General features: G+C 69.7%; 14 protein-coding genes and 1 pseudogene. 11 read left to right on the top strand and 4 right to left on the bottom strand.

Annotation, left to right across the window (positions count from 1 at the left end; genetic code table 11):
* Positions 1-66 precede the first annotated feature (66 nt).
* The 4 genes from ABD665_RS00580 (at position 67) to ABD665_RS00595 (ending at position 7348) form a co-directional block, all read left to right on the top strand.
* Complete coding sequence (locus ABD665_RS00580) at positions 67-447, top strand: single stranded DNA-binding domain-containing protein (RefSeq protein WP_204912718.1); 381 nt, start codon at positions 67-69, stop codon at positions 445-447.
* Positions 444-1181, top strand: coding sequence for a DUF3159 domain-containing protein (locus ABD665_RS00585; protein WP_344740686.1), 738 nt, complete (start codon positions 444-446; stop codon positions 1179-1181). The genes ABD665_RS00580 and ABD665_RS00585 overlap by 4 nt, the downstream gene beginning before the upstream one ends.
* 202 nt (positions 1182-1383) lie before the next feature.
* Positions 1384-4266: a choice-of-anchor D domain-containing protein gene (locus tag ABD665_RS00590; RefSeq protein ID WP_204912717.1), complete on the top strand. Its 2883-nt coding sequence runs from the start codon at positions 1384-1386 to the stop codon at positions 4264-4266.
* A 199-nt stretch (positions 4267-4465) separates the two neighbouring features.
* Positions 4466-7348, top strand: coding sequence for a choice-of-anchor D domain-containing protein (locus ABD665_RS00595; protein WP_204912716.1), 2883 nt, complete (start codon positions 4466-4468; stop codon positions 7346-7348).
* Positions 7349-7371: 23 nt separating this feature from the next.
* Here ABD665_RS00595 and ABD665_RS00600 read toward each other — a convergent pair.
* From ABD665_RS00600 to ABD665_RS00610, 3 genes and pseudogenes are all read right to left on the bottom strand, one after another.
* Positions 7372-7953, bottom strand: a pseudogene (locus tag ABD665_RS00600) (hypothetical protein); the annotation flags it as partial.
* 55 nt (positions 7954-8008) lie between these two features.
* Complete coding sequence (locus ABD665_RS00605) at positions 8009-8722, bottom strand: NAD-binding protein (RefSeq protein ID WP_204914580.1); 714 nt, start codon at positions 8720-8722, stop codon at positions 8009-8011.
* A gap of 2 nt (positions 8723-8724) precedes the next feature.
* A complete protein-coding gene (locus tag ABD665_RS00610) occupies positions 8725-9372 on the bottom strand; it encodes an NAD-binding protein (protein ID WP_204914578.1) in 648 nt (215 codons plus the stop codon).
* A gap of 70 nt (positions 9373-9442) precedes the next feature.
* Between ABD665_RS00610 and ABD665_RS00615 the strand changes: the two genes are divergently transcribed.
* The 5 genes from ABD665_RS00615 to ABD665_RS00635 all read left to right on the top strand — a co-directional run bounded on the left by ABD665_RS00615 (position 9443) and on the right by ABD665_RS00635 (position 17595).
* Positions 9443-11452 (top strand): APC family permease, encoded by a 2010-nt coding sequence (locus tag ABD665_RS00615; protein ID WP_344740690.1) that lies wholly within the window; start codon positions 9443-9445, stop codon positions 11450-11452.
* Positions 11449-12690 carry a class I SAM-dependent RNA methyltransferase gene (locus ABD665_RS00620; RefSeq protein WP_344740692.1) on the top strand — a complete coding sequence of 414 codons (1242 nt, stop codon included), beginning with the start codon at positions 11449-11451 and terminating at the stop codon, positions 12688-12690. The genes ABD665_RS00615 and ABD665_RS00620 overlap by 4 nt, the downstream gene beginning before the upstream one ends.
* 210 nt (positions 12691-12900) lie before the next feature.
* Positions 12901-15735 (top strand): aconitate hydratase AcnA, encoded by a 2835-nt coding sequence (locus ABD665_RS00625; protein ID WP_204912714.1) that lies wholly within the window; start codon positions 12901-12903, stop codon positions 15733-15735.
* A 94-nt stretch (positions 15736-15829) separates the two neighbouring features.
* Positions 15830-16660, top strand: a complete 831-nt coding sequence (locus tag ABD665_RS00630) for a GTPase (protein ID WP_204912713.1) — start codon at positions 15830-15832, stop codon at positions 16658-16660.
* A gap of 2 nt (positions 16661-16662) precedes the next feature.
* Positions 16663-17595 (top strand): hypothetical protein, encoded by a 933-nt coding sequence (locus tag ABD665_RS00635; protein WP_204912712.1) that lies wholly within the window; start codon positions 16663-16665, stop codon positions 17593-17595.
* Between the two features lie 289 nt (positions 17596-17884).
* Here the strand turns inward: ABD665_RS00635 and ABD665_RS00640 are convergent, their stop codons facing one another.
* Positions 17885-18370 (bottom strand): HIT domain-containing protein, encoded by a 486-nt coding sequence (locus ABD665_RS00640; RefSeq protein WP_204912711.1) that lies wholly within the window; start codon positions 18368-18370, stop codon positions 17885-17887.
* Between the two features lie 64 nt (positions 18371-18434).
* Between ABD665_RS00640 and ABD665_RS00645 the strand changes: the two genes are divergently transcribed.
* Both ABD665_RS00645 and dxs read left to right on the top strand, forming a co-directional pair.
* Positions 18435-18806 (top strand): hypothetical protein, encoded by a 372-nt coding sequence (locus ABD665_RS00645; RefSeq protein ID WP_204912710.1) that lies wholly within the window; start codon positions 18435-18437, stop codon positions 18804-18806.
* A 125-nt stretch (positions 18807-18931) separates the two neighbouring features.
* Positions 18932-20866, top strand: a complete 1935-nt coding sequence (gene dxs / locus ABD665_RS00650) for a 1-deoxy-D-xylulose-5-phosphate synthase (protein ID WP_204912709.1) — start codon at positions 18932-18934, stop codon at positions 20864-20866.
* Positions 20867-21044 lie beyond the last annotated feature (178 nt).

The raw sequence follows: 21044 nt of genomic DNA on the forward strand, positions 1-21044 counted from the left end.
CGCTGCGGGGACGTTGCGGACGGTGGGATGCTGGAGTGATCCACGACCCCGTGCGGAGGACGAACCATGGGTAAGGAGAACATGCTGCAGCGGGCGCTGCGACGTCTCGCGACGTCCAACGCCGAGCTCGAGTCCGAGGAGCTGCAGCGCAACGTCCGGCAGGAGGGCGCCGTCCCCATCGGCACCTGCGAGGACCGTCAGCAGGTCTGCCTGACCGGGACCGTCTCGACGATCACCCTCAGCCCGAGAGCCGGTCACCCCGCGCTCGAGGTGGAGCTGCGCGACGGGTCGGGCGGCGTCACGCTGGTCTGGCTGGGTCGTCGGCAGATCCCGGGGATCGACGCCGGGCGCACGCTCAAGATCCAGGGCCGGATCAGCTGCCACGAGGGCCGCCGGCTGGTGTACAACCCGCGCTACGAGCTGCTGCCGACCCCGACCGCTTCGTGACCGCGGCCGAAGGGGCCGGCGCGACGACCGGTCGCACGCCCGTCGAGCGCCCGCAGTTCCGCTACGTCGAGGAGCTCGTGCGCCACGAGCTCAGCCGCACCCTCGGCGGGGTGCGCGGCATGGTCGAGGCCGCGCTGCCGTTCGTCGGCTTCACGGTCGCCTGGGTCAGCTCGCGGGCGCTCTACCCCTCGCTGGGGGTGGCCGTCGGCGTGGCGGTCGTCCTGGCCGTGGTGCGCCTCGTGCAGCGCTCCTCGCTGAAGTTCGTCGCCCAGGCGGTGGTCCCCACCGCGATCGCGGCGATCATCGCCACCCGCACCGGCCGCGCCGAGGACGTCTTCCTGCCCGGCATCCTCTACAACGGCGCGCTGGCGGTCGTGTCGCTCCTGACCGTCGCCGTACGCCGGCCGCTGATCGGCTTCGTCGTCGGTGCGGCGCTCGAGGACCCGACCGGCTGGATCCGCGACCGTGCGCTCGTCCGGATGAGCTCCCGGCTCACGCTCGTCCTGGCGGTCCCGTACGTGCTGCGGTTCGTCGTGCAGCTGCCGCTCTTCCTCGCCGGCGAGGTCGTCTGGCTCGGCGTCGCCAAGGTCGTCCTCGGCTGGCCCCTGCTGCTCGCCGCCCTCTTCGTCATCGGGGTCCTGCTGTCGCGGGGGCGCACCCCGATCGAGGGCTCGGCCGTCGGCGGCGCCCCAGCGGCGGACGACGTCGAACCGTCGCGGGGCCCGCTCGCCTGAGGCGCTCCGCCTGCCCTAACCGCGGGCTGCGGGGTGGGAGCCGGTCTGCGGCTTCTGGACCCGGGGCTGAGCGGACGCATGGGACGGAAGTGGTAACAATCACGTCCTGAGGACCACTATGTTCTCAGATTCGCCTCAGCCATGAGGCAGCATGATCTCGCGCCGCTGGCCGCCGGGCCCGGCCGTGATCGGAGATCGTGTCTTGAAGCCCTTCCCCCGTCCCCTCCGCACCGTCGCCGCGGTCGCGCTCGCCGGTCTGGTCTCCGCCAGCCTGGTCGCGACCGGGACGACCAGCGCCGACGCCGACGTGACGACCGTGTCGGTCAACAACATGCGAACCGGCTGGGACGCCAACGAGCCGGGCCTCAGCCCCTCGGACGCCTCGGCCCCCGACTTCGGGCAGCTGTTCGCGACGAAGCTCGACGGCCAGATCTACGCCCAGCCGGTGGTCGCCAAGGGCGTGCTGCTCGCGGTGACCGAGAAGGACAAGGCCTACGGGCTGGACCCGGTCACCGGGGCCATCAAGTGGACGCGTGACGTCGGCCCGGAGTGGAAGGCGTCGAACATCGGGTGCGGGGACCTCGTCCCGACCATCGGCATCACGTCGACCCCGGTGGTCGACCAGGCCACCGGCACCGCCTACTTCACCGCGAAGGTGGACGACGGCAAGGACGGCGACCACCCGCACTGGTACATGCACGCGATCGACATCACGAACGGCAAGGAGCGCGCCGGCTTCCCGACCACCATCAAGGGTGCGGCGGACAACGACAAGGACCACGATTTCAACCCCAAGACCGCCATGCAGCGGCCGGGGCTGCTGCTCCTGGACGGCGTCGTCTACGCCGGCTTCGCGAGCCACTGCGACAGGCAGCCGTACGTCGGCTACGTCGTGGGTGTCGACGCCTCGTCGGGCAAGCAGACCGCGATGTTCGCCACCGAGACCGGCAACTCCAAGGCCGGCGCCGGCATCTGGCAGTCCGGTGGCGGCCTCGTCTCGGACGGCCCCGGCCAGATCATCTTCGCCACGGGCAACGGCGTCTCGCCGTCCCCGCGCAAGGGCAAGAACCCGCCGGACCAGCTCGCGGAGTCGGTCGTGCGGGTGGGCGTGCAGAAGGACGGGACGCTCGAGGCGACCGACTTCTTCTCCCCGGTGAACAACAGCAACCTCGACACCGACGACGCCGACCTCGGCTCGGGCGGGCCCCTGGCCATCCCGGACGGCTACGGCACCGCCGACCACCCGCACCTCCTGGTCCAGGTCGGCAAGGACGGGCGCGTGTTCCTGCTCGACCGCGACGACCTCGGCGGCAGCGGCCAGAAGTCCGGCAAGAAGGACGACGTCCTGCAGACCGGCGGCCCGTACCACGGCGTCTGGGGCTACCCGTCCTTCTGGGGCGGCGGCAGCGGCTACGTCTACATGACCAACAACCGCGGTCCGCTGTCGGCGTTCAAGGTCGGCGTCTCGGGTTCCGGCAAGCCGGCGCTCAGCCGGGTCGGCACGAGCTCCGCGCGGTTCGGCTACACCTCGGGTTCGCCGATGGTGACCTCGAACGGCAAGAACGCCGGCTCCGCCCTCGTCTGGGTCGTCTTCAGCAAGGGTCCGGCCGGTGACGGCGGGCAGCTGCGGGCGTACGACGCCGTCCCGAACAAGGGCCGGCTGAACCTGCGCTACTCGGCCCCGATCGGGACCGCGACCAAGTTCTCGGTGCCGGCGACCACCGGCGGCCGCGTCTACGTCGCGAACCGTTCGGGCCAGGTCTACGGCTTCGGCCGGCCGACGACCGTCGCGCTGGCGAGCACCCCGACCGACTTCGGCATGGTCGCGGTGAAGGCGAGCGTGACCAAGCAGGTCACGGTCACGGCGAAGCGCACGGTCAAGCTCACCAAGGTCCGGACCGACGACCCCTTCACGATCGGCAAGGTCAAGCTGCCGGTCACGATCAAGAAGGGCGAGTCGCTCACCGTGCCGGTGACGTTCAAGCCGACGACGCCGGAGTCCGAGTCCGGCGCCATCTCCTTCGTCACCACGACGGGCACCTTCGCCTTCGACCTGCACGGGGCCGGGACCGAGGACGGGCTGCTGTCCGACCCGTCGACGCTCGACTTCGGCGAGGTCCCGACGAAGGGGATCGTGACGCTCGACGCGAGCATCACGAACAGCGGGTCGACCGCGACGACGATCACCGGCGCGACCGGTCCCAAGGGCCCGTTCAGCACGGACGCCCTGCCGACGACCGGCACCAAGCTGGAGGCCGGCAACTCGGTCTCCGTGCCGATCTCCTTCGAGCCGACCACGGCGGGGAAGTTCACGAGCACGCTCGTGGTGAAGTCGTCCACGGGCGACGTCACGCTGCCCATCACCGGCACCTCGATCCAGGGCAACGCGCAGCTCACCATCACGCCGGGGACGCTGCAGTTCGGTTCTGTGCAGGTCGGCAAGACGGTGACGAAGAACTTCGACATCAAGAACACGGGCAACCTGCTCCTGACCCTGACCAAGGCCGCCCCGCCCACGGAGCCCTTCGAGGTGCCGGACCCGGTGTCCGAGGGTCAGCAGATCGAGCCGGGTGACGTGATCCACCAGTCCGTGACGTTCACGCCGACCAAGGAGGGCTCGTTCGACGGGACCTACTCGATCACCGGGAACGACGGGCAGGGCGCCCACCTGATCTCGGTGCACGGGGCGGCGGTGGCCAAGCCCGTGAGCTACGCCATCCAGGGCCTGGGGGACCGCTGCGTCGACGTCCGCAAGGGCAAGGACAAGAACGGGACCGCGGTCCAGCTCTACAATTGCAACCAGACCGACAGCCAGACCTGGGTCCGCGACGGCGACACGCTGCGGTCCCTCGGCAAGTGCCTCGACGTCAAGAAGGGCGGGACCAAGAACCACACCAAGGTCCAGCTCTGGAACTGCAACGGCAGCGAGGCCCAGTCCTGGTCCGGCGGCAAGGACGGCTCGCTGGTCAACGCCAAGTCGGGCAAGTGCCTCGACATCCCCAAGGGCGTGTCGAAGAACAAGGTCCAGCTGCAGATCTGGACCTGCAACGGTTCCGACGCCCAGCGCTGGTCGCTGAACAGCTGAGCAGTCTGAGCGGCATGAGCGGTTGAACAGCTGAACGGCTGAGCACGGAGCGGCGGCGCGCCGGGGACCTGCCCGGCGGCCCGTTGTCGTCCGTCCGGGGGCGACCTTTCTCGTTCACCTGCCGTAGGAACGTTCCTCGGGCACGATGGGTCCCGCATCTCCGGTGGGGGCACCGGGGTCGGGGGATCGGGGAACGCTCATGCCTGCCAAGGCACAACTGTCACGCGCGCTCGTAGGGGCCGTGCTCGCCGGTCTCGTCTCGGCGGTGGTCGCCGTCGCCGGACCGGCCTCGGCCGACGTCACGACGGTCTCGACGGACACGCTGCGGACCGGCTGGGACGCCAACCAGCCCAAGCTGACGCCGTCCGACGTCACGGCGCAGGACTTCGGGCAGCTGTTCGCGACGCAGCTCGACGGCCAGGTCTACGGCCAGCCCGTCCTGGCGAAGAACACGCTGCTCGCCGTCACCGACAACGACAAGGCGTACGGGCTCGACCCGGTCTCCGGGGCGGTGCGGTGGACGCGCAACCTCGGGATGCCCTGGGCGGTCTCCGCGGTCGGGTGCGGCGACCTCGTGCCGAACATCGGCGCCACCGCGACGCCCGTGGTCGACCCGGCGACGGGGACCGCGTACTTCACCGCCAAGGTCGACGACGCGGCCAACCCGGACCACCCGCGCTGGGAGCTGCACGCGATCGACGTCGCGACCGGCGTGGAGCGGTCGGGCTTCCCGACGATCATCACCGGGTCGCCGGACAACGACCCGGGCACGGTCTTCTCCCCGCGCACCCAGCTGCAGCGCACGGGCCTGCTGCTGATGGACGGCGTGGTCTACGCCGGCTTCGGCAGCCACTGCGACGTCCACCCCTTCACCGGCTACGTGATGGGCTTCGACGCGACGACCGGCAAGAAGACGGCGATGTGGGCGACCCAGACCGGCGGCACCAATGGGGCCGGCGTCTGGCACGCCGGCGGCGGCCTCGTGTCCGACGGTCCCGGGCGGATCATCCTGACCACCGGCAACGGCGTCTCCCCGGCCAAGGGCCCGGGCAACGTGGTGCCGAACAACCTCGCCGAGTCGGTGATCCGGCTGCAGGTGCAGGGCGACCGCACGCTGAAGCCGGTCGACTACTTCTCCCCGGTGAACAACACGTTCCTGGACACCGACGACACCGACCTCGGCTCGGGCGGGCCGATGGCCATCCCGGACGGCTACGGCACGGCCTCGTACCCGCACCTGCTCGTGCAGAACGGCAAGGACGGCCGGGTGTTCCTGCTCGACCGTGACCACCTGGGCGGCACCGGCCAGGGCCCGAACGGGACCGACGACGTGCTGCAGACCAGCGGCCCCTACAAGGGCGTCTGGGGCCACCCGGCCTTCTTCGGCGGCAACGGCGGCTACGTGTACCTGGTCCCCAGCGAGGGCCCGCTGTCGGCCTTCAAGCTCGGCGCCTCCGGCGACGGGAAGCCGGTGCTGACCCGGACCGGGACGTCCGCGACCACCTTCGGCTTCAGCTCCGGCTCGCCGGTCGTCACCTCCAGCGGCACGACCGCCGGCTCGGCGCTCGTGTGGGTCGTCTACAGCAAGGGCTCCAACGGCGCCAACGCGCAGCTGCAGGCGTACGACGCCGTGCCCGCCAAGGGCCTCATGACCCTGCGCTGGTCCGCGCCGATCGGGACGGCCTCCAAGTTCGCCGTGCCGGCCACGGACAGCGGCCGCGTCTACGTCGGCACGCGTACGGGCCAGGTGTACGGCTTCGGCCGTCCCACCACCACCGCGGTGGCCGGGAGCCCGACCGACTTCGGCCTGTCGCCGGTCGGCACGCCGGTCACCAAGCAGGTGACCGTGACCGCGACCAAGGCCGTCACGGTCAGCGCCGTGGCGACGGCCGCGCCGTTCACGCGGGGGACGGTGACCCTGCCGAAGACGCTCGCGGCGGGCGCGTCGATGACCGTGCCGGTGACGTTCAAGCCGACGTCGTCGGGTTCGGTGGCGGGAGCGCTGTCGTTCACGACGTCGCTCGGCACGTTCGCCTTCGGGCTGACCGGCTACGGCACGCAGGACGGCCTGCGCTCCGACCCCGGGAACCTCGACTTCGGCGACGTCCCCGTCAAGGGCAGCGTGACCGCCAGCGTCAGCGTCTCCAACAGCGGCTCCACCGTCACGACGATCACCGGGGCCACCGCGCCGACGGGCACGTTCAGCTCGTCGAGCCTGCCCGTCGCCGGGACGACCCTCCAGCCGGGCACCTCGGTCTCGGTCCCGGTGACCTACAACCCGATGGCCGCCGGCCCCACGACGTCGGAGGTCGTCGTGTCGTCCTCGACCGGGAACGTGACGATCCCGCTCGTCGGGAACGGCGTCACCGGGTCGCCCCGGCTGAGCCTGACGCCGCAGCAGGTCGACTTCGGCGACGTGGAGGTCGGGAAGTCGGTCAGCCAGTCGTTCAACCTGAGCAACACGGGCAACCTGCTGCTCACGCTGACGAAGGCCGCGCCGCCGGCGGCACCGTTCCTGGTGCCAAGCCCGGTCTCCGAGGGCCAGCCCATCGAGCCCGGCGACACCATCCCGCAGTCCGTGACCTTCAGCCCGACCAAGGTGGGGGCGTTCAGCGGCAGCTACGTCATCACCGGCAACGACGGCCAGGGCCCGCAGACCGTGGACTTCACGGGCTACGGCGTCATCACGCCCAAGGTCGGGACGATCAAGGGCCTCGGCGACAAGTGCCTGGACATCAAGTCGGCGCTCCAGACCGAGGGCACGCCGGTCCAGCTCTACAGCTGCAACGGCTCGCGGGCGCAGACCTGGACGCTGCCCGGGGACGGCACGATCCGCGGCATCAACCGGTGCCTCGACGTCGCCGGCGGCGCGACCGTCAAGGGCACCAAGGTGCAGATCGGGCTGTGCAACGGCCGGGCCAGCCAGGTCTGGTCCTTCCGCGGCGGTTCGGCCCAGGCGCTGGTGAACACGGCGTCCGGCCTCTGCCTGGACATCCCGGGGGCCAAGCCGATCGACCGGGTCCAGCTGCAGATCTACAACTGCAACTACAGCGCCGCCCAGCGGTGGGTCATCCCGAGCTGACCGACGTCGTCCTCACGACGCGGTCAGCCGGACGGGCGTAGCCCGAGGCCGACCTCGACCCGGGCCAGGAGCGCGTCCTCGGTCCGGTCGAGGTCGACCTCGACGGCCGGCAGGCCGAGGCGTCGGCAGTCGCGGCGCAGCCGGTCGGTGAACAGGGCGTCGCGGGCGAGCAGGTTCGCCAGGGCGCGGGGCGGGTCGCTGGTCGTCCCGACCACCGTCCAGGTGCCCCCGCGGCTCGCGAAGGCGGCCTGCCGGAACGCCGGCGTGGGCAGCAGCCAGGCCGCCGTGCCCGGCTCGGCCAGGGGCGCCACGAGGTCGGGCAGCAGCCGGAAGCCCTCGGCCAGGACCGGGGTCGCGGGGTCGGCGCGGCGCAGCGCCCGCAGGTCCTCGACGACCAGGTGAAAGCCCTCGCCCGCGTACCAGTGGAACGTCGCGAGCATCTCCTCCGGCGACCGCAGCAGCCAGCGCTCGTCCATGGTCATCGCCTCGAACGCCCGCAGCAGCGGAGCTTCCGCGCCGGTGCGGCGGGCGTGGTTGGCCATCGCGGCGTCGGTGTCGTAGACCCTCAGGCCGTGCCGCTCCGCGAGCCGCCGCGCGAGCGTCGTCTTGCCCGCGCCGCTCCCGCCGCCGAGCCAGCGGACGCCGGCGAGGCGGCCGTCGTCAGAGGCCGTGGGTCATCCGGGTCGGGGCGAGGGACACGTCCACCACGCCGCCCTCGCGCGGCGACAGGACGTTCGCGAGCTCCTGCTCGTCCGCCTGCGCGGTGACGAACAGCAGCTCGTCGCCCGCCTCGAGGGAGCCGTCCGGGTCGGGGGCCTGCGTGCGGCCGTCGCGGATGATGGCCACGAGGACCGCATCGCCGGGCCAGTCCTGGTCGCCCACGCGGGCGCCGGCGACCGGGCTCGACTTGGGGAGCGTCATCTCCACCAGGCTCGAGCTGCCCTCGTGGAAGGTCATCAGCCGGACGAGGTCGCCGACGGTGACGGCCTCCTCCACCAGCGCGGACATCAGCCGCGGCGTGGAGACCGAGACGTCGACGCCCCAGATCTCGTTGAACAGCCACTCGTTCTTGGGGTGGTTCACCCGCCCGACCGTCCGCGGGACGCCGAACTCGGTCTTGCAGAGCAGCGAGATGACGAGGTTGGCCTTGTCGTCACCGGTCGCGGCGATCGCCACGTCGCAGGTGTCGATGCCGGCCTCCTCGAGCGAGGACAGCTCGCACGCGTCGGCCAGCAGCCACTCGGCCTGGGGGAGGGTGTCGGACTTGATCGCCCGCGGGTCGCGGTCGATGAGGAGGATCTCGTGACCCTTCTCGACCAGCTCGGCGGCGATGGAGCGGCCGACGTTCCCGGCTCCGGCGATGACGACGCGCATGCTCATGCCTCCTGAGGGGCGGCGGCGAGGACGTCCTCGACGCGGGCGAGGCTGTCGTCCTCGACGGCGGCGTAGACCAGGTCGCCGTCCTGGAAGATCGTGGCGTCCCGGGGGACGAGCGCCGAACCCATCCGGAAGAGGAAGGGCACGCGGGCGCCGGTGGCGTCCTCGATGTCGCGGACGGTGCGGCCGACCCAGGAGCGGTCCACGTGCACCTCGATGATGCGGACGCTGCCCGAGGGGTCGCGCCACAGCGGCTCGGAACCCGCGGGCAGCAGCCGGCGCAGCACCTGGTCCGACGTCCAACGCACGGTGGCGACCGTGGGGATGCCCAGGCGCTCGTAGACCTCGGCGCGTCCCGGGTCGTAGATGCGGGCGACGACGTTCTCGACGCCGAAGGTCTCGCGGACCACGCGGGCGGCGAGGATGTTCGAGTTGTCGCCGGAGGAGACGGCCGCGAAGCCGTCCGCGGTCTCGATCCCGGCCTCGATCAGGACCTCACGGTCGAAGCCGACGCCCTTGACCGTACGGCCGCCGAAGTCCGGCCCGAGCCGACGGAAGGCGTCCACGTCGACGTCGATCACCGCGACCGTGTGGCCGCGCTTCTCCAGCGAGCGCGCCAGGGTCGAGCCCACGCGGCCACAACCCATGATCACGATGTGCACCCGAGCGAGTGTAGGGGAGACCGGTTGGTTCGTTTCGTGGCTAGAGTCGCTGCTCGTGGTCCACGTCTCCGAGCTGGGCAAGCGCCTGCTCATCGGCCGCAAGCTCTCGAGCACGCAGCTGGGGGAGACGCTGCTCCCCAAGCGCATCGCGCTCCCCGTCTTCGCCTCCGACGCGCTGTCCTCCGTCGCGTACGCGCCGGACGAGATCCTCATCACGCTGTCGCTCGCCGGCCTGGCCGCGTACGCCTTCTCCTGGAAGATCGCGATCCTCGTCGCGGTGGTCATGCTCGTCGTGGTCGCCTCGTACCGGCAGAACGTGCACGCCTACCCCTCCGGCGGCGGTGACTACGAGGTCGCGACGGTCAACCTCGGCCCGAACGCCGGCCTGACCGTGGGCAGCGCGCTGCTCGTCGACTACGTCCTCACCGTCGCGGTGTCGATCTCCTCCGGCGTGCAGAACGCCAAGTCGGTCCCGCTGCTGCACTTCCTGGACGGCCACGAGGCCCTCGCGGCCAGCATCGCCGTCATCGTGCTGGCGGCGCTGAACCTGCGCGGCGTGCGGGAGTCCGGCGGGCTCTTCGCGATCCCGACCTACTGCTTCATGGCCGGCATGCTCGTGATGATCGGCTGGGGGCTGTTCCGGATCCTGGCCCTCGGCGAGCCGCTGCGGGCCGAGAGCGCGCAGTACACGATCGAGGCCGAGCCGCGCTACGCGCAGTTCAGCGGCTTCCTCATGGTCGCGCTGCTGGCCCGGACCTTCTCCTCGGGCTGTGCCGCGCTGACCGGGGTCGAGGCCATCTCGAACGGCGTGCCCGCGTTCCAGAAGCCGAAGAGCAAGAACGCCGCCACCACGCTGCTGCTGCTCGGCACGGTCGCGGTGACCATGGTCATCGGGGTCATCGTGCTGGCCCACCTCACCGGGCTCCGCCTGATCGACGAGGGCCGCTCGCACTACCTGCTGAACGGCCAGCGCGTCGAGGTCATCGAGAAGACCGGCATCGCGCAGCTGGCCGACGTCGTGTTCAACGACTTCCGGCCGGGCTTCTACTTCGTCATCGCGGCGACGTTCATCATCCTGTTCCTGGCCGCGAACACGGCGTTCAACGGCTTCCCCGTCCTCGGCTCGATCCTGGCCAAGGACGGCTACCTGCCCCGCCAGCTGCACACCCGCGGCGACCGGCTCGCCTACAGCAACGGCATCGTCGTCCTCTCGGCCCTGGCGATCGTGCTGATCGTGGCCTTCCGGGCCGACGTCACCGCGCTGATCCAGCTCTACGTGGTCGGCGTCTTCGTCTCGTTCACCGTCAGCCAGACCGGGATGCTGCGGCACTGGACGCGGCACCTGAAGACCGAGCGGGACCCGGCCGAGCGGTCGCGGATGAAGCGCTCGCGCATCATCAACGCCGTCGGCCTGACGATGACCGGCACGGTGCTCGTGATCGTGCTGCTGAGCAAGTTCACCCAGGGCGCCTACATCGCCATCATCGCGATGGCCGTGATCTTCCTGCTGATGAAGGGCATCCGCCGCCACTACGAGCACGTGGCCGAGGAGACGGCCCTGGTCGAGGGCGAGGACCGGATGCTGCCCAGCCGGGTGCGTTCCGTGGTGCTGGTCAGCAAGCTGCACAAGCCGACCATGCGGGCCATCGCGTTCGCCAAGGCGTCGCGGCCCAGCTCGTTGGAGGCGGTCACCGTCTCGGTCGACGAGGAGGAGACGCAGAAGCTCGTGCAGCAGTGGGACGAGGCCGGCATCCCCGTCCCGCTCAAGGTCATCGCCTCGCCCTACCGCGAGGTGACGACGCCGATCCTTCGCTATGTGAAGAGCCTGCGCACCGAGAACCCGCGCGACATCGTCACCGTCTACATCCCCGAGTACGTCGTCGGGCACTGGTGGGAGCAGATCCTGCACAACCAGAGCGCGTTCCGGCTCAAGACGCGCCTCCTCTTCACCCCCGGCGTGATGGTCACCTCGGTGCCGTTCCTGCTGCGCTCCTCCGACCTCGCCCGCAAGCGCCTGCACCGCGAGACCGAGGCGGAGCAGCAGCGGCGCAGCTACCTCCAGTGAGCGACTCCCTGGTTCCCGAGCCCACGCAGGGCCAGGTCGTCGGACCCGTCGAGGTCGGCCCGGTCGCGCACGGCGGGCACTGCGTCGCCCGGCTCGACGTCGGCGACGGCGGCCCAGGCCGGGTGGTCTTCGTCCGGCACGCGCTGCCCGGCGAGCGGGTGCTGCTGACCCTGACCGACACCAGCCACGCGCGGTTCTGGCGGGCCGACGCGACCGAGGTGCTCGAGGCCTCGCCGGAACGGGTCGAGCCGCGCTGCCCGGTCGCCGGCCCGGGCCTGTGCGGCGGCTGCGACTGGCAGCACGCGAGCCTGCCCGAGCAGCGTCGCCTCAAGACCGCGGTGGTCGCCGAGCAGCTGCAGCGCCTCGCCGGCCTGGCCTGGACGGGCGAGGTCGAGGCCGTCCCCGTACCGGGCGCCAAGGCCGACGACGGGCTCGACTGGCGGACGCGGATGCGCTACCACGCCGACGAGGACGGCCGGGCGGCGCTGCGCGTGCACCGGTCGAGCGACCTCGTGCCCGTGCCCGACGAGGGCTGCCCGATCGCCTCCCCGCTGACGCCGCCGGTCGTAGACCGGGCCTGGCCGGTCGGGGCCGAGCTCGTGGCCGGGGGTTCGACGACCGGTTCCGCGCTGCTCGTCGAGCAGCGGGTGGTGTCGACGTCCGGCGACGCGACCGCCGCGGGCGGGCTGCACGAGACCGTGCGCGGGCGGACGTACGCGATCCCGCCCGGCGGCTTCTGGCAGGTGCACCCGGCCGCCGCGACCGTCCTGGTCGACGCCGTGCTCGAGGGCCTGGCGCCCCAGCCGGGGGAGCGGGCCTTCGACCTCTACTGCGGGGTCGGGCTGTTCGCGGGCGCGCTCGTCGACGCCGGCGCCCAGGTCTGGGGGCTCGAGTCGGGCCGCGCGGCCGTCGCTGCCGCCCGGACGAACCTCGCCGACGCCGGTGGTCGGGCCCGCTTCACCGCGGAGCTCGTCGAACGCGGCCTCGCCCGCCTGCCGAAGGCCACCGACCTCGTCGTGCTCGACCCACCACGGTCGGGGGCGGGTGCCCGGGTGATGCGCGACATCGTCAGCCGCCGCCCGCGCGCGATCGTGTACGTCGCCTGCGACCCCGCGGCCCTGGCGCGCGACCTGGCCACCGCGGAGAAGCACGGCTACTCCGCGACGAACGTCCGCGCCTTCGACCTCTTCCCCATGACCCAGCACGTGGAGTGCGTCGCCCTCCTGCACCCGAGCTGATCCACCCCCTGAACCCGAAAGTGGTCGCTCCGGGAGCGGAACGGGCCGTCGGAGCGGGTGGCACCGACCACTTTCCGATGGACGGGCGGGGGTCAGGGGACCCTTACCGACGTCGCGGGACGCCGCTGGGGGACGCTGGTGTCGAGCCCGGGGCCTGCGTCCCGGCGTGATATCTTGACGTCAAGATACTTTGCTAGGCGAGGAGGCCGGATGAGTGACGGGTCGAGTGTCGACAGCTTTGGTGCGAAGGCGACGCTGCAGGTCGGCGAGCAGGCGTACGAGATCTTCCGGCTGGACGCGGTCGAGGGTTCCGACACCCTCCCGTACAGCCTGAAGATCCTGCTGGAGAACCTGCTGCGGACCGAGGACGGCGCGAACATCACCGCCGACCACATCCGCACCCTCGGGGGCTGGGAGGCGGACGCCAACCCCTCCCACGAGATCCAGTTCACCCCGGCGCGGGTGATCATGCAGGACTTCACCGGCGTGCCGTGCGTGGTCGACCTGGCCACCATGCGCGAGGCCATGGCCGACCTCGGCGGTGACGCCTCGAAGATCAACCCGCTGGCGCCGGCCGAGCTCGTCATCGACCACTCGGTGATCGCGGACGTGTTCGGCACCGCGGACGCCTTCTCCCGCAACGTGGAGATCGAGTACGGCCGCAACCGCGAGCGCTACCAGTTCCTGCGCTGGGGCCAGACGGCGTTCGACGACTTCAAGGTCGTCCCGCCGGGCACCGGCATCGTGCACCAGGTCAACATCGAGCACCTCGCGCGCGTCGTGTTCACCCGGAACGGGCAGGCCTACCCGGACACCTGCGTCGGCACCGACTCGCACACGACCATGGTCAACGGCCTGGGCGTCGTGGGCTGGGGCGTCGGCGGCATCGAGGCCGAGGCGGCCATGCTCGGCCAGCCCGTGTCGATGCTCATCCCGCGCGTCGTCGGCTTCAAGCTCAGCGGCGCGATGCCCGAGGGCGCGACGGCGACCGACCTGGTCCTGACCATCACCGAGATGCTGCGCCAGCACAAGGTCGTCGGGAAGTTCGTCGAGTTCTACGGACCCGGTGTCTCCGCGGTGCCGCTGGCCAACCGGGCGACGATCGGCAACATGAGCCCGGAGTACGGCTCCACCATCGCCGTGTTCCCGATCGACTCGAAGACCACCGACTACCTGCGCCTGACCGGCCGGGACGAGCACCAGATCGCGCTCGTCGAGGCGTACGCGAAGGAGCAGGGCCTCTGGCACGACGACGACCGCGAGCCGCGCTACTCCGAGTACCTGGAGCTCGACCTCGGCACCGTCGTGCCGAGCATCGCCGGGCCGAAGCGCCCGCAGGACCGGGTCATCCTGACCCAGGCCAAGCAGGGCTTCCGTGAGGCGCTGGCCGCCTACGTCGAGGACGACCAGGTCGAGCCGGCCAAGGCCGACCCGGACCGTCGCATCGACGACGCGCCCGTCCTGACCGGGGTGGACGAGTCGTCCGCGGAGAGCTTCCCGGCCTCCGACGCGCCCAGCCAGTCCGGCCAGGAGTCGAGCGACCCGCACGAGTTCGGTGACGGGGTCCCCGCCGACATCGGCCGACCCAGCCGGAAGACGAAGGTCACGCTCGACGGCCAGACGTTCGAGATCGACCACGGCGCCGTCACGATCGCGTCCATCACCTCGTGCACGAACACGTCCAACCCGAGCGTGATGATCGGCGCCGCGCTGGTGGCCAAGAAGGCCGTCGAGCGGGGCCTGACGCGCAAGCCCTGGGTCAAGACGACGCTGGCGCCGGGCTCGAAGGTCGTCACCGACTACTACGACCGTTCGGGTCTCACGCCCTACCTCGACAAGATCGGGTTCAACCTCGTCGGGTACGGCTGCACGACCTGCATCGGCAACTCGGGCCCGCTCATCCCCGAGGTCAGCCAGGCGATCCAGGACAACGACCTCGCCGTCGTCTCGGTGCTCTCGGGCAACCGGAACTTCGAGGGCCGGATCAACCCCGACGTGAAGATGAACTACCTCGCGTCGCCGCCGCTGGTCGTCGCCTACGCCCTCGCGGGGACGATGGACACCGACCTGGTGAACGACCCGCTCGGCACCGACGAGCAGGGCAACCCGGTCTACCTGCGCGACGTCTGGCCGACCGAGGCGGAGATCGACGAGATCGTCGGCGCCTCCATCGGCGCGGAGATGTTCTCGGAGTCCTACGCCGACGTCTTCGCCGGCGACGCCCAGTGGCAGGCGCTACCGACGCCCGAGGGCGACGTCTTCGAGTGGGACCCGCAGTCGACGTACGTGCGCAAGCCCCCGTACTTCGACGGCATGCCCGCCGACCCGCAGCCGGTGACCGACATCGAGGGCGCCCGCGTCCTGCTGATGCTCGGCGACTCGATCACGACCGACCACATCTCGCCGGCCGGCTCGATCAAGGCCGACAGCCCGGCCGGTGACTACCTCACCGCGCACGGGGTGGAGCGCCGCGACTTCAACTCGTACGGCTCGCGCCGTGGCAACCACGAGGTGATGATCCGGGGCACGTTCGCGAACATCCGCCTCCGCAACCTCCTCGCCCCGGGGACCGAGGGTGGCGTGACGCGGGACTTCACCCAGGCCGACGCGCCCGTGACGACCGTCTACGCGGCGTCGGAGCACTACCTCGAGCAGGGCACGCCGCTGGTCGTCCTGGCCGGCGTCGAGTACGGCTCGGGCAGCTCCCGCGACTGGGCGGCCAAGGGCACCGCGCTGCTCGGGGTCAAGGCGGTGATCGCGCAGTCGTACGAGCGCATCCACCGCTCCAACCTGATCGGCATGGGCGTCCTCCCGCTGCAGTTCCCGGAGGGCCAGAGCGCGGCGTCGCTCGGGCTGACGGGGGAGGAGACGTTCTCCTTCACCGGCGTGACCGCGCTGAACGACGGCACCACGCCGGCGACGGTGCACGTGACGGCCGGCGACGTCGAGTTCGACGCCGTCGTCCGCATCGACACCCCCGGTGAGGCGGACTACTACCGCAACGGCGGGATCATGCCGTACGTCCTCCGGTCCCTCCTAAAGTAGAGAGGGTTCGCCATGGCGGTCGAGTGATCTTCCGCTTGGCCTGGCGTAACTGCAAGTAGGGTAACCGGGAAGTTCTGGACGAGATGAGTGACGTATGGATCTGTGGATTACTCCCGCTGTAGGGGTCACGTCCGCGCTCATCAAGAACCGTGCGGACGTGCTCAAGATCTGGGACAAGCTGGTAGCTAAGGTCGCAGGGCCCGCGATCGACATCGCAGTGGTAGGGCAGCAGGGAGTTGGTAAGACTGTCCTAGTCGATCACCTCACGGGAGATGCTTTTTCGCCCGAGTACCAGCCGCCGGGCCAGTCGAACACTGTGGAAAAGGATTCAAGACGGGTTAATCGGCATCGTTACCGCTTTGCGGTTGTGCCTGGGCAACCCATCCACAGAGACCGAATTTCGGATCTCGACCATGAGCTTACTGAACGCAAGAGGCTGGATGGAGTTGTGTACGTCGTATCGAATGGTTACCACGAGAAGCGGAAGCTGATGTCCGAGCGGATTGCCGGCCATCTTGAGGACGTGGATCTGGCAACGGCTCAGTCGCGCGCACTCGCGAGTGAGTTAGATGACCTTCGACGGACCCTGGAGATTATCCGGCGGGGAATTAAGAAGTCAGGACAACCGTCCTGGCTGATTCTAGCGGTGAACAAGGTCGACCTTTACGGTTCTGATGAGGAACTTCAAGCAGTCCAATCGCGTTATCTATCGCCCGATAGCCCATTCCGTCAGTCGCTTGACGAGTTTAGCAACCAAGTCGGTAGCGACAATTTCATGTGGACGGCGACGCCAGTATGTTCCTGGCTCGAGAACTTTTCGGTTGGCAACGAAACAGTCAAGACCCAGTACAACCAGGCCCAGCGTAATGCGTCGCTTTTGGCCTTCTTCTCGTCGGTCGAGAAGGTCTCTGAGGCGAAAGCTTAAGGATGGCTGCTTCGACAGCGGGCAATGGTGCATACGTTGATCTCTCAAGTCTGCTTGAAATGGCCGAGCGTAGTGAAGATAGGCTTGAGCGCGAACTACGAAGTGTCAACGCCCTGCTGGGGCTCATCGCTCTAATTGTGTTGCTCTTTGCCTTCGAAGCCATTGATTTGCTTTATCAGGGCTCTACCCGGACAACAGATTTTGGTCCGTGGGCAGTACTCAGTGCGTTATTCCTGGCCGCGGTGGTGATCCTCTCCACCGTATTAGCAAGGTCTCGTCGGCTAGGGAAAGAGGCTGTGTATTATGAGAATTCCGCAGCGTTGGCAAGAGAGTTTTACTCTCTGATGCAGCCCGAGGCGTTTCCCCCGCTTGAGCGAATGCAGATAGAACTTCGGCTGTCGCGACTGCCACTGGCGTCGCCACTCGATCAGAACCTGCCCTTTCGATTTTTGCCGGCTTTAAGGCGCCGGATAGTGCATCAGAAGGCTCTGAGTTCGGAATACGGTAGTTTGGGGACCGGTGCAGGGGAGCGCCTCGCTTGGAGAGTTGCTCGGCTTCTGAGGGAAGGTCTGCCGGAGGCGCTGACCTTGGAACTGGGGTTGCCGGTCGACTTGGCCTTACGGGATCGCGAGCGAGATCGGTTCGTGGGATTTATCGAAGTGATAGTTCCTCAAAGCTACACGGTCCGCGAACAGGTTACTCGCGCCTACGATCAACTCGCTACTTTCCGGCGTAATCTAGGTCCGGAGTCTGGCTGGCCTAGGCTGTTTATAATCAGTGTTTACCCGGACAACGATCTATCGGCGGTTCGGCGCTACAAGGAGGCGGTCAAATCCATGTTGCTTAAAGACGTGACGCTGATCGATCTCACAGAGAGCGAGTTGGCCGAGATGAGCCCGAGTGCCATAACAAGAATTGTTCTTAGCAAATTTTAGCCGGTGAGCCGAGTTCGATCACAAGTTGATTGAGCTCGATGACACTAGTCATCGTATGTGCTCGTCCTTTAGCGACGCCGTTGCTCCTCGGCACCTGGCGTCAGCTAGATCAGCGGGCCCTCGGGCTACCCGCAAGTCACCGGGTTGGAACCGTCGTTCCCGAAGGCAATCCGAAAGTGGGTTGCTCAAGCAATGATCTCGTTGTCCGTGCGAGGCCAGCAGGAGAGACGGCAAGTCCTCAAAGACGAGACAGCTGGCGGTGCGTCGTGCCGCTTCGTCCTTTTGCTTTTTATTCCCTATCGGTGTCCGCCTGAATCAAATCACTGTCTGATATCGAGCTAGCTTTGGCTGATAGAGCCAGCGCCTCGCGCAGCAGGGCGGCGTACGCGTCTCGCTCGCCCTCGGCGTAGCGCTGACGGGGCCAGAAGAACCCGCGCAGGCCATCGCCCTTGCTGCGCGGGACGACGTGCACGTGCAGGTGGGGGACCGACTGGCTGACGACGTTGTTGACCGCGACGAACGTGCCCTGGGCACCGAGCGCGCTGCCGATCGCCCGCGCCACCCGCTGGGCGGAGGTCAGCAGCGGCACCATCTGGTCCTCGCCGAGCTCGAGCAGGGTGTCGACGTGCCGGACGGGGGAGACGAGCACGTGCCCCTTGAACACCGGGTGGATGTCGAGGAACGCGACCACGTCGTCGGTGCGGAGCACCACCGCCGCGTCGAGGGTCCCCCGGACCACCTGGCACACCACGTCGTCGTGCTCCTCCGCGTCCACCCGAGGACCCTACCCACGCGCACCCCTCTTGCCCGGTCGAACACGTGTTCGATAACATCGAGCCATGCCCGACCTCGTCGCCCCGCCCGGCTGGCCCGACGCCGTCCGTCCGCCGGGGGCCCCGGACTGGGACCGGACGGCCGTGGCCTACCTGCTCGACTGCTGCCCGGCCGACTTCCGCGGCTACCGGGTGCTGCGCCACCACCCGTTCGTGCTGGCGCAGTTCGCCGAGCACTTCGTCGAGGGCCAGTGTCGTGCGGTCCAGGAGGGGCTGGCGTCGGTGCGGACGTCGCTGAAGGGTCAGGTGCGCCCGGACGTCGTGGACACGGCCGCCGAGATCTGGCTCGAGCAGGGCGCCGCGCTCATGCGGACCCGTCGGGCCGTCGGCCTGATCGGCGAAGCGCTGCGCGGACGCACGTTCCTGGCGCGGCTGTGAGGCCCGCGCGGTGGCGCGTCGCGCACGCCAAGAGCGTGCGTCTCCTGGCCCACGTGGTGTCCGTCATGGCCGGCACGACGGGTCGTACGGCCACGGACGCCTGACCGGGCCTCTATCCTGGACGCATGGTGCCCGCCCCGGACGGCCTGCTTCGTCAGGTCCAGAGCCCGGCGGACCTCAAGGCCCTGCGACCCGACCAGCTCGACCAGCTCGCGGCCGAGATCAGGACCTTCCTCATCCAGAACGTCAGCCGGACCGGCGGCCACCTGGGCCCCAACCTCGGCGTCGTCGAGCTGACGATCGCCCTGCACCGCGCCTTCGACTCGCCGACCGACCCGATCATCTTCGACACGGGCCACCAGAGCTACGTCCACAAGATCCTCACGGGTCGCCAGGACGCGTTCCCCTCCCTGCGGCAGAAGGGCGGCCTCACCGGCTACCCGAGCCCGGCCGAGTCGGAGCACGACTGGGTGGAGAACTCGCACGCCTCGACCGCGCTGTCGTACGCCGACGGCCTCGCCAAGGCCATCCGGATCCAGCACCAGCCGGGCACCGTCCTCGCCTTCGTCGGCGACGGCTCGCTGACCGGCGGCATGGCCTGGGAGGCGCTGAACAACATCGCCGAGACCGACGACCTCCCGCTGGTCGTCCTGGTCAACGACAACGGCCGCTCGTACACCCCGACCGTGGGCGGGCTGGCGCGCCACCTCACGAGCCTGCGCACGCACCGGCGCTACGAGCAGGTGCTCGACCTGGTCAAGCGCGGCGTGAGCAAGGCCCCGGTCGTGGGCGGCGCGGCGTACGACGTCCTGCACGGCGTCAAGAGCGGTCTCAAGGACGTCCTGGCGCCGCAGGGGCTGTTCGCCGACCTCGGGCTCAAGTACGTCGGTCCCGTCGACGGCCACGACGTCGCGGCCGTCGAGCAGGCGCTCGTCCACGCCAAGCAGTTCGGCGGACCCGTGCTCGTGCACTGCCTGACCCGCAAGGGCAACGGCTTCGAGGCGGCCGAGGCGCACGAGGAGGACCGGTTCCACGCCGTCGGCAAGATCGACGCGGTCACCGGCCGTCCGCTGGGCGCGCCCGGGCCGCTGACGTGGACCGAGGTCTTCTCCGACGAGATGGTCCGCCTGGGGGCCCGCGACGAGCGCGTGGTGGCCATCACCGCGGCCATGACCTACCCGACGGGCCTGCACAAGTTCGCTGCGGCGTTCCCCGAGCGGGTCTTCGACGTCGGCATCGCCGAGCAGCACGCGGTCACGTCCGCCGCCGGGCTCGCGATGGGCGGCCTGCACCCGGTCGTGGCGCTCTACGCGACGTTCCTGAACCGGGCCTTCGACCAGCTGCTGCTCGACGTGGCGCTGCACCGGTGCGGGGTGACCTTCGTGCTCGACCGCGCGGGCGTGACCGGCCCGGACGGCCCCAGCCACCACGGCATGTGGGACATGTCGCTGCTGCAGCTCGTGCCGGGCCTGCGGCTCGCCGCACCCCGTGACGCGACCCGGCTGCGCGAGGCGCTCGACGTCGCCTCCCAGGTCGACGACGCCCCGACGGTCATCCGTTACTCCAAGGAGGCCGTGCCGGACGACATCCCCGCTCTGGACTCCGTCGACGGCCTCGACGTCCTGCTGCGCGCGGAGACGGACCCGCCGCAGGTCCTCGTCGTCGCGTTCGGCCAGATGGTCGGGACCGGCCTCGAGGTCGGCCGCCGGCTCTCCGACCACGGCGTCGGCGTCACCGTCGTCGACCCCGTCTGGGCCCTCCCCGTGAACCCCGCGCTCCTCGCGATGGCCGGCGACCACGAGCTGGTCGTCACGATCGAGGACAACGGCATCGTCGGCGGCTGCGGCGCCCGCCTCGCCCAGGAGCTGCGCCAGGCCGGCGTCCCGACCCCGCTGCGCGAGTTCGGCATCGAGCAGGAGTTCCTGGAGCACGGCACCCGCGCCGAGCTCCTCGCCCAGCTCGGCCTCGCCCCCCAGGACATCGCCCGCACGGTCGTCGAGACCATCGTCGCGCAGCAGTCCGACCTCAGCCCGGACACCGCCCACCGCAACGTCCCCTGACCAACCGACCCTCGCGCGTTTCGGCTCCGGTCACGTACGCCTCAGGACTTTCACGTTTACGTGAAACTCCGGTACTCACCACGGCAGATCTGCCAGGTAGAGCGGGGAGTTTCACGTTTACGTGAAAGTCCTGGGACCCATGCGACCGGCGTACGCGCCCCAGAGGGACGGCGCGCGG

The organism is Microlunatus spumicola (genome assembly GCF_039536445.1).
GTDB classification, from domain to species: domain Bacteria; phylum Actinomycetota; class Actinomycetes; order Propionibacteriales; family Propionibacteriaceae; genus Microlunatus; species Microlunatus spumicola.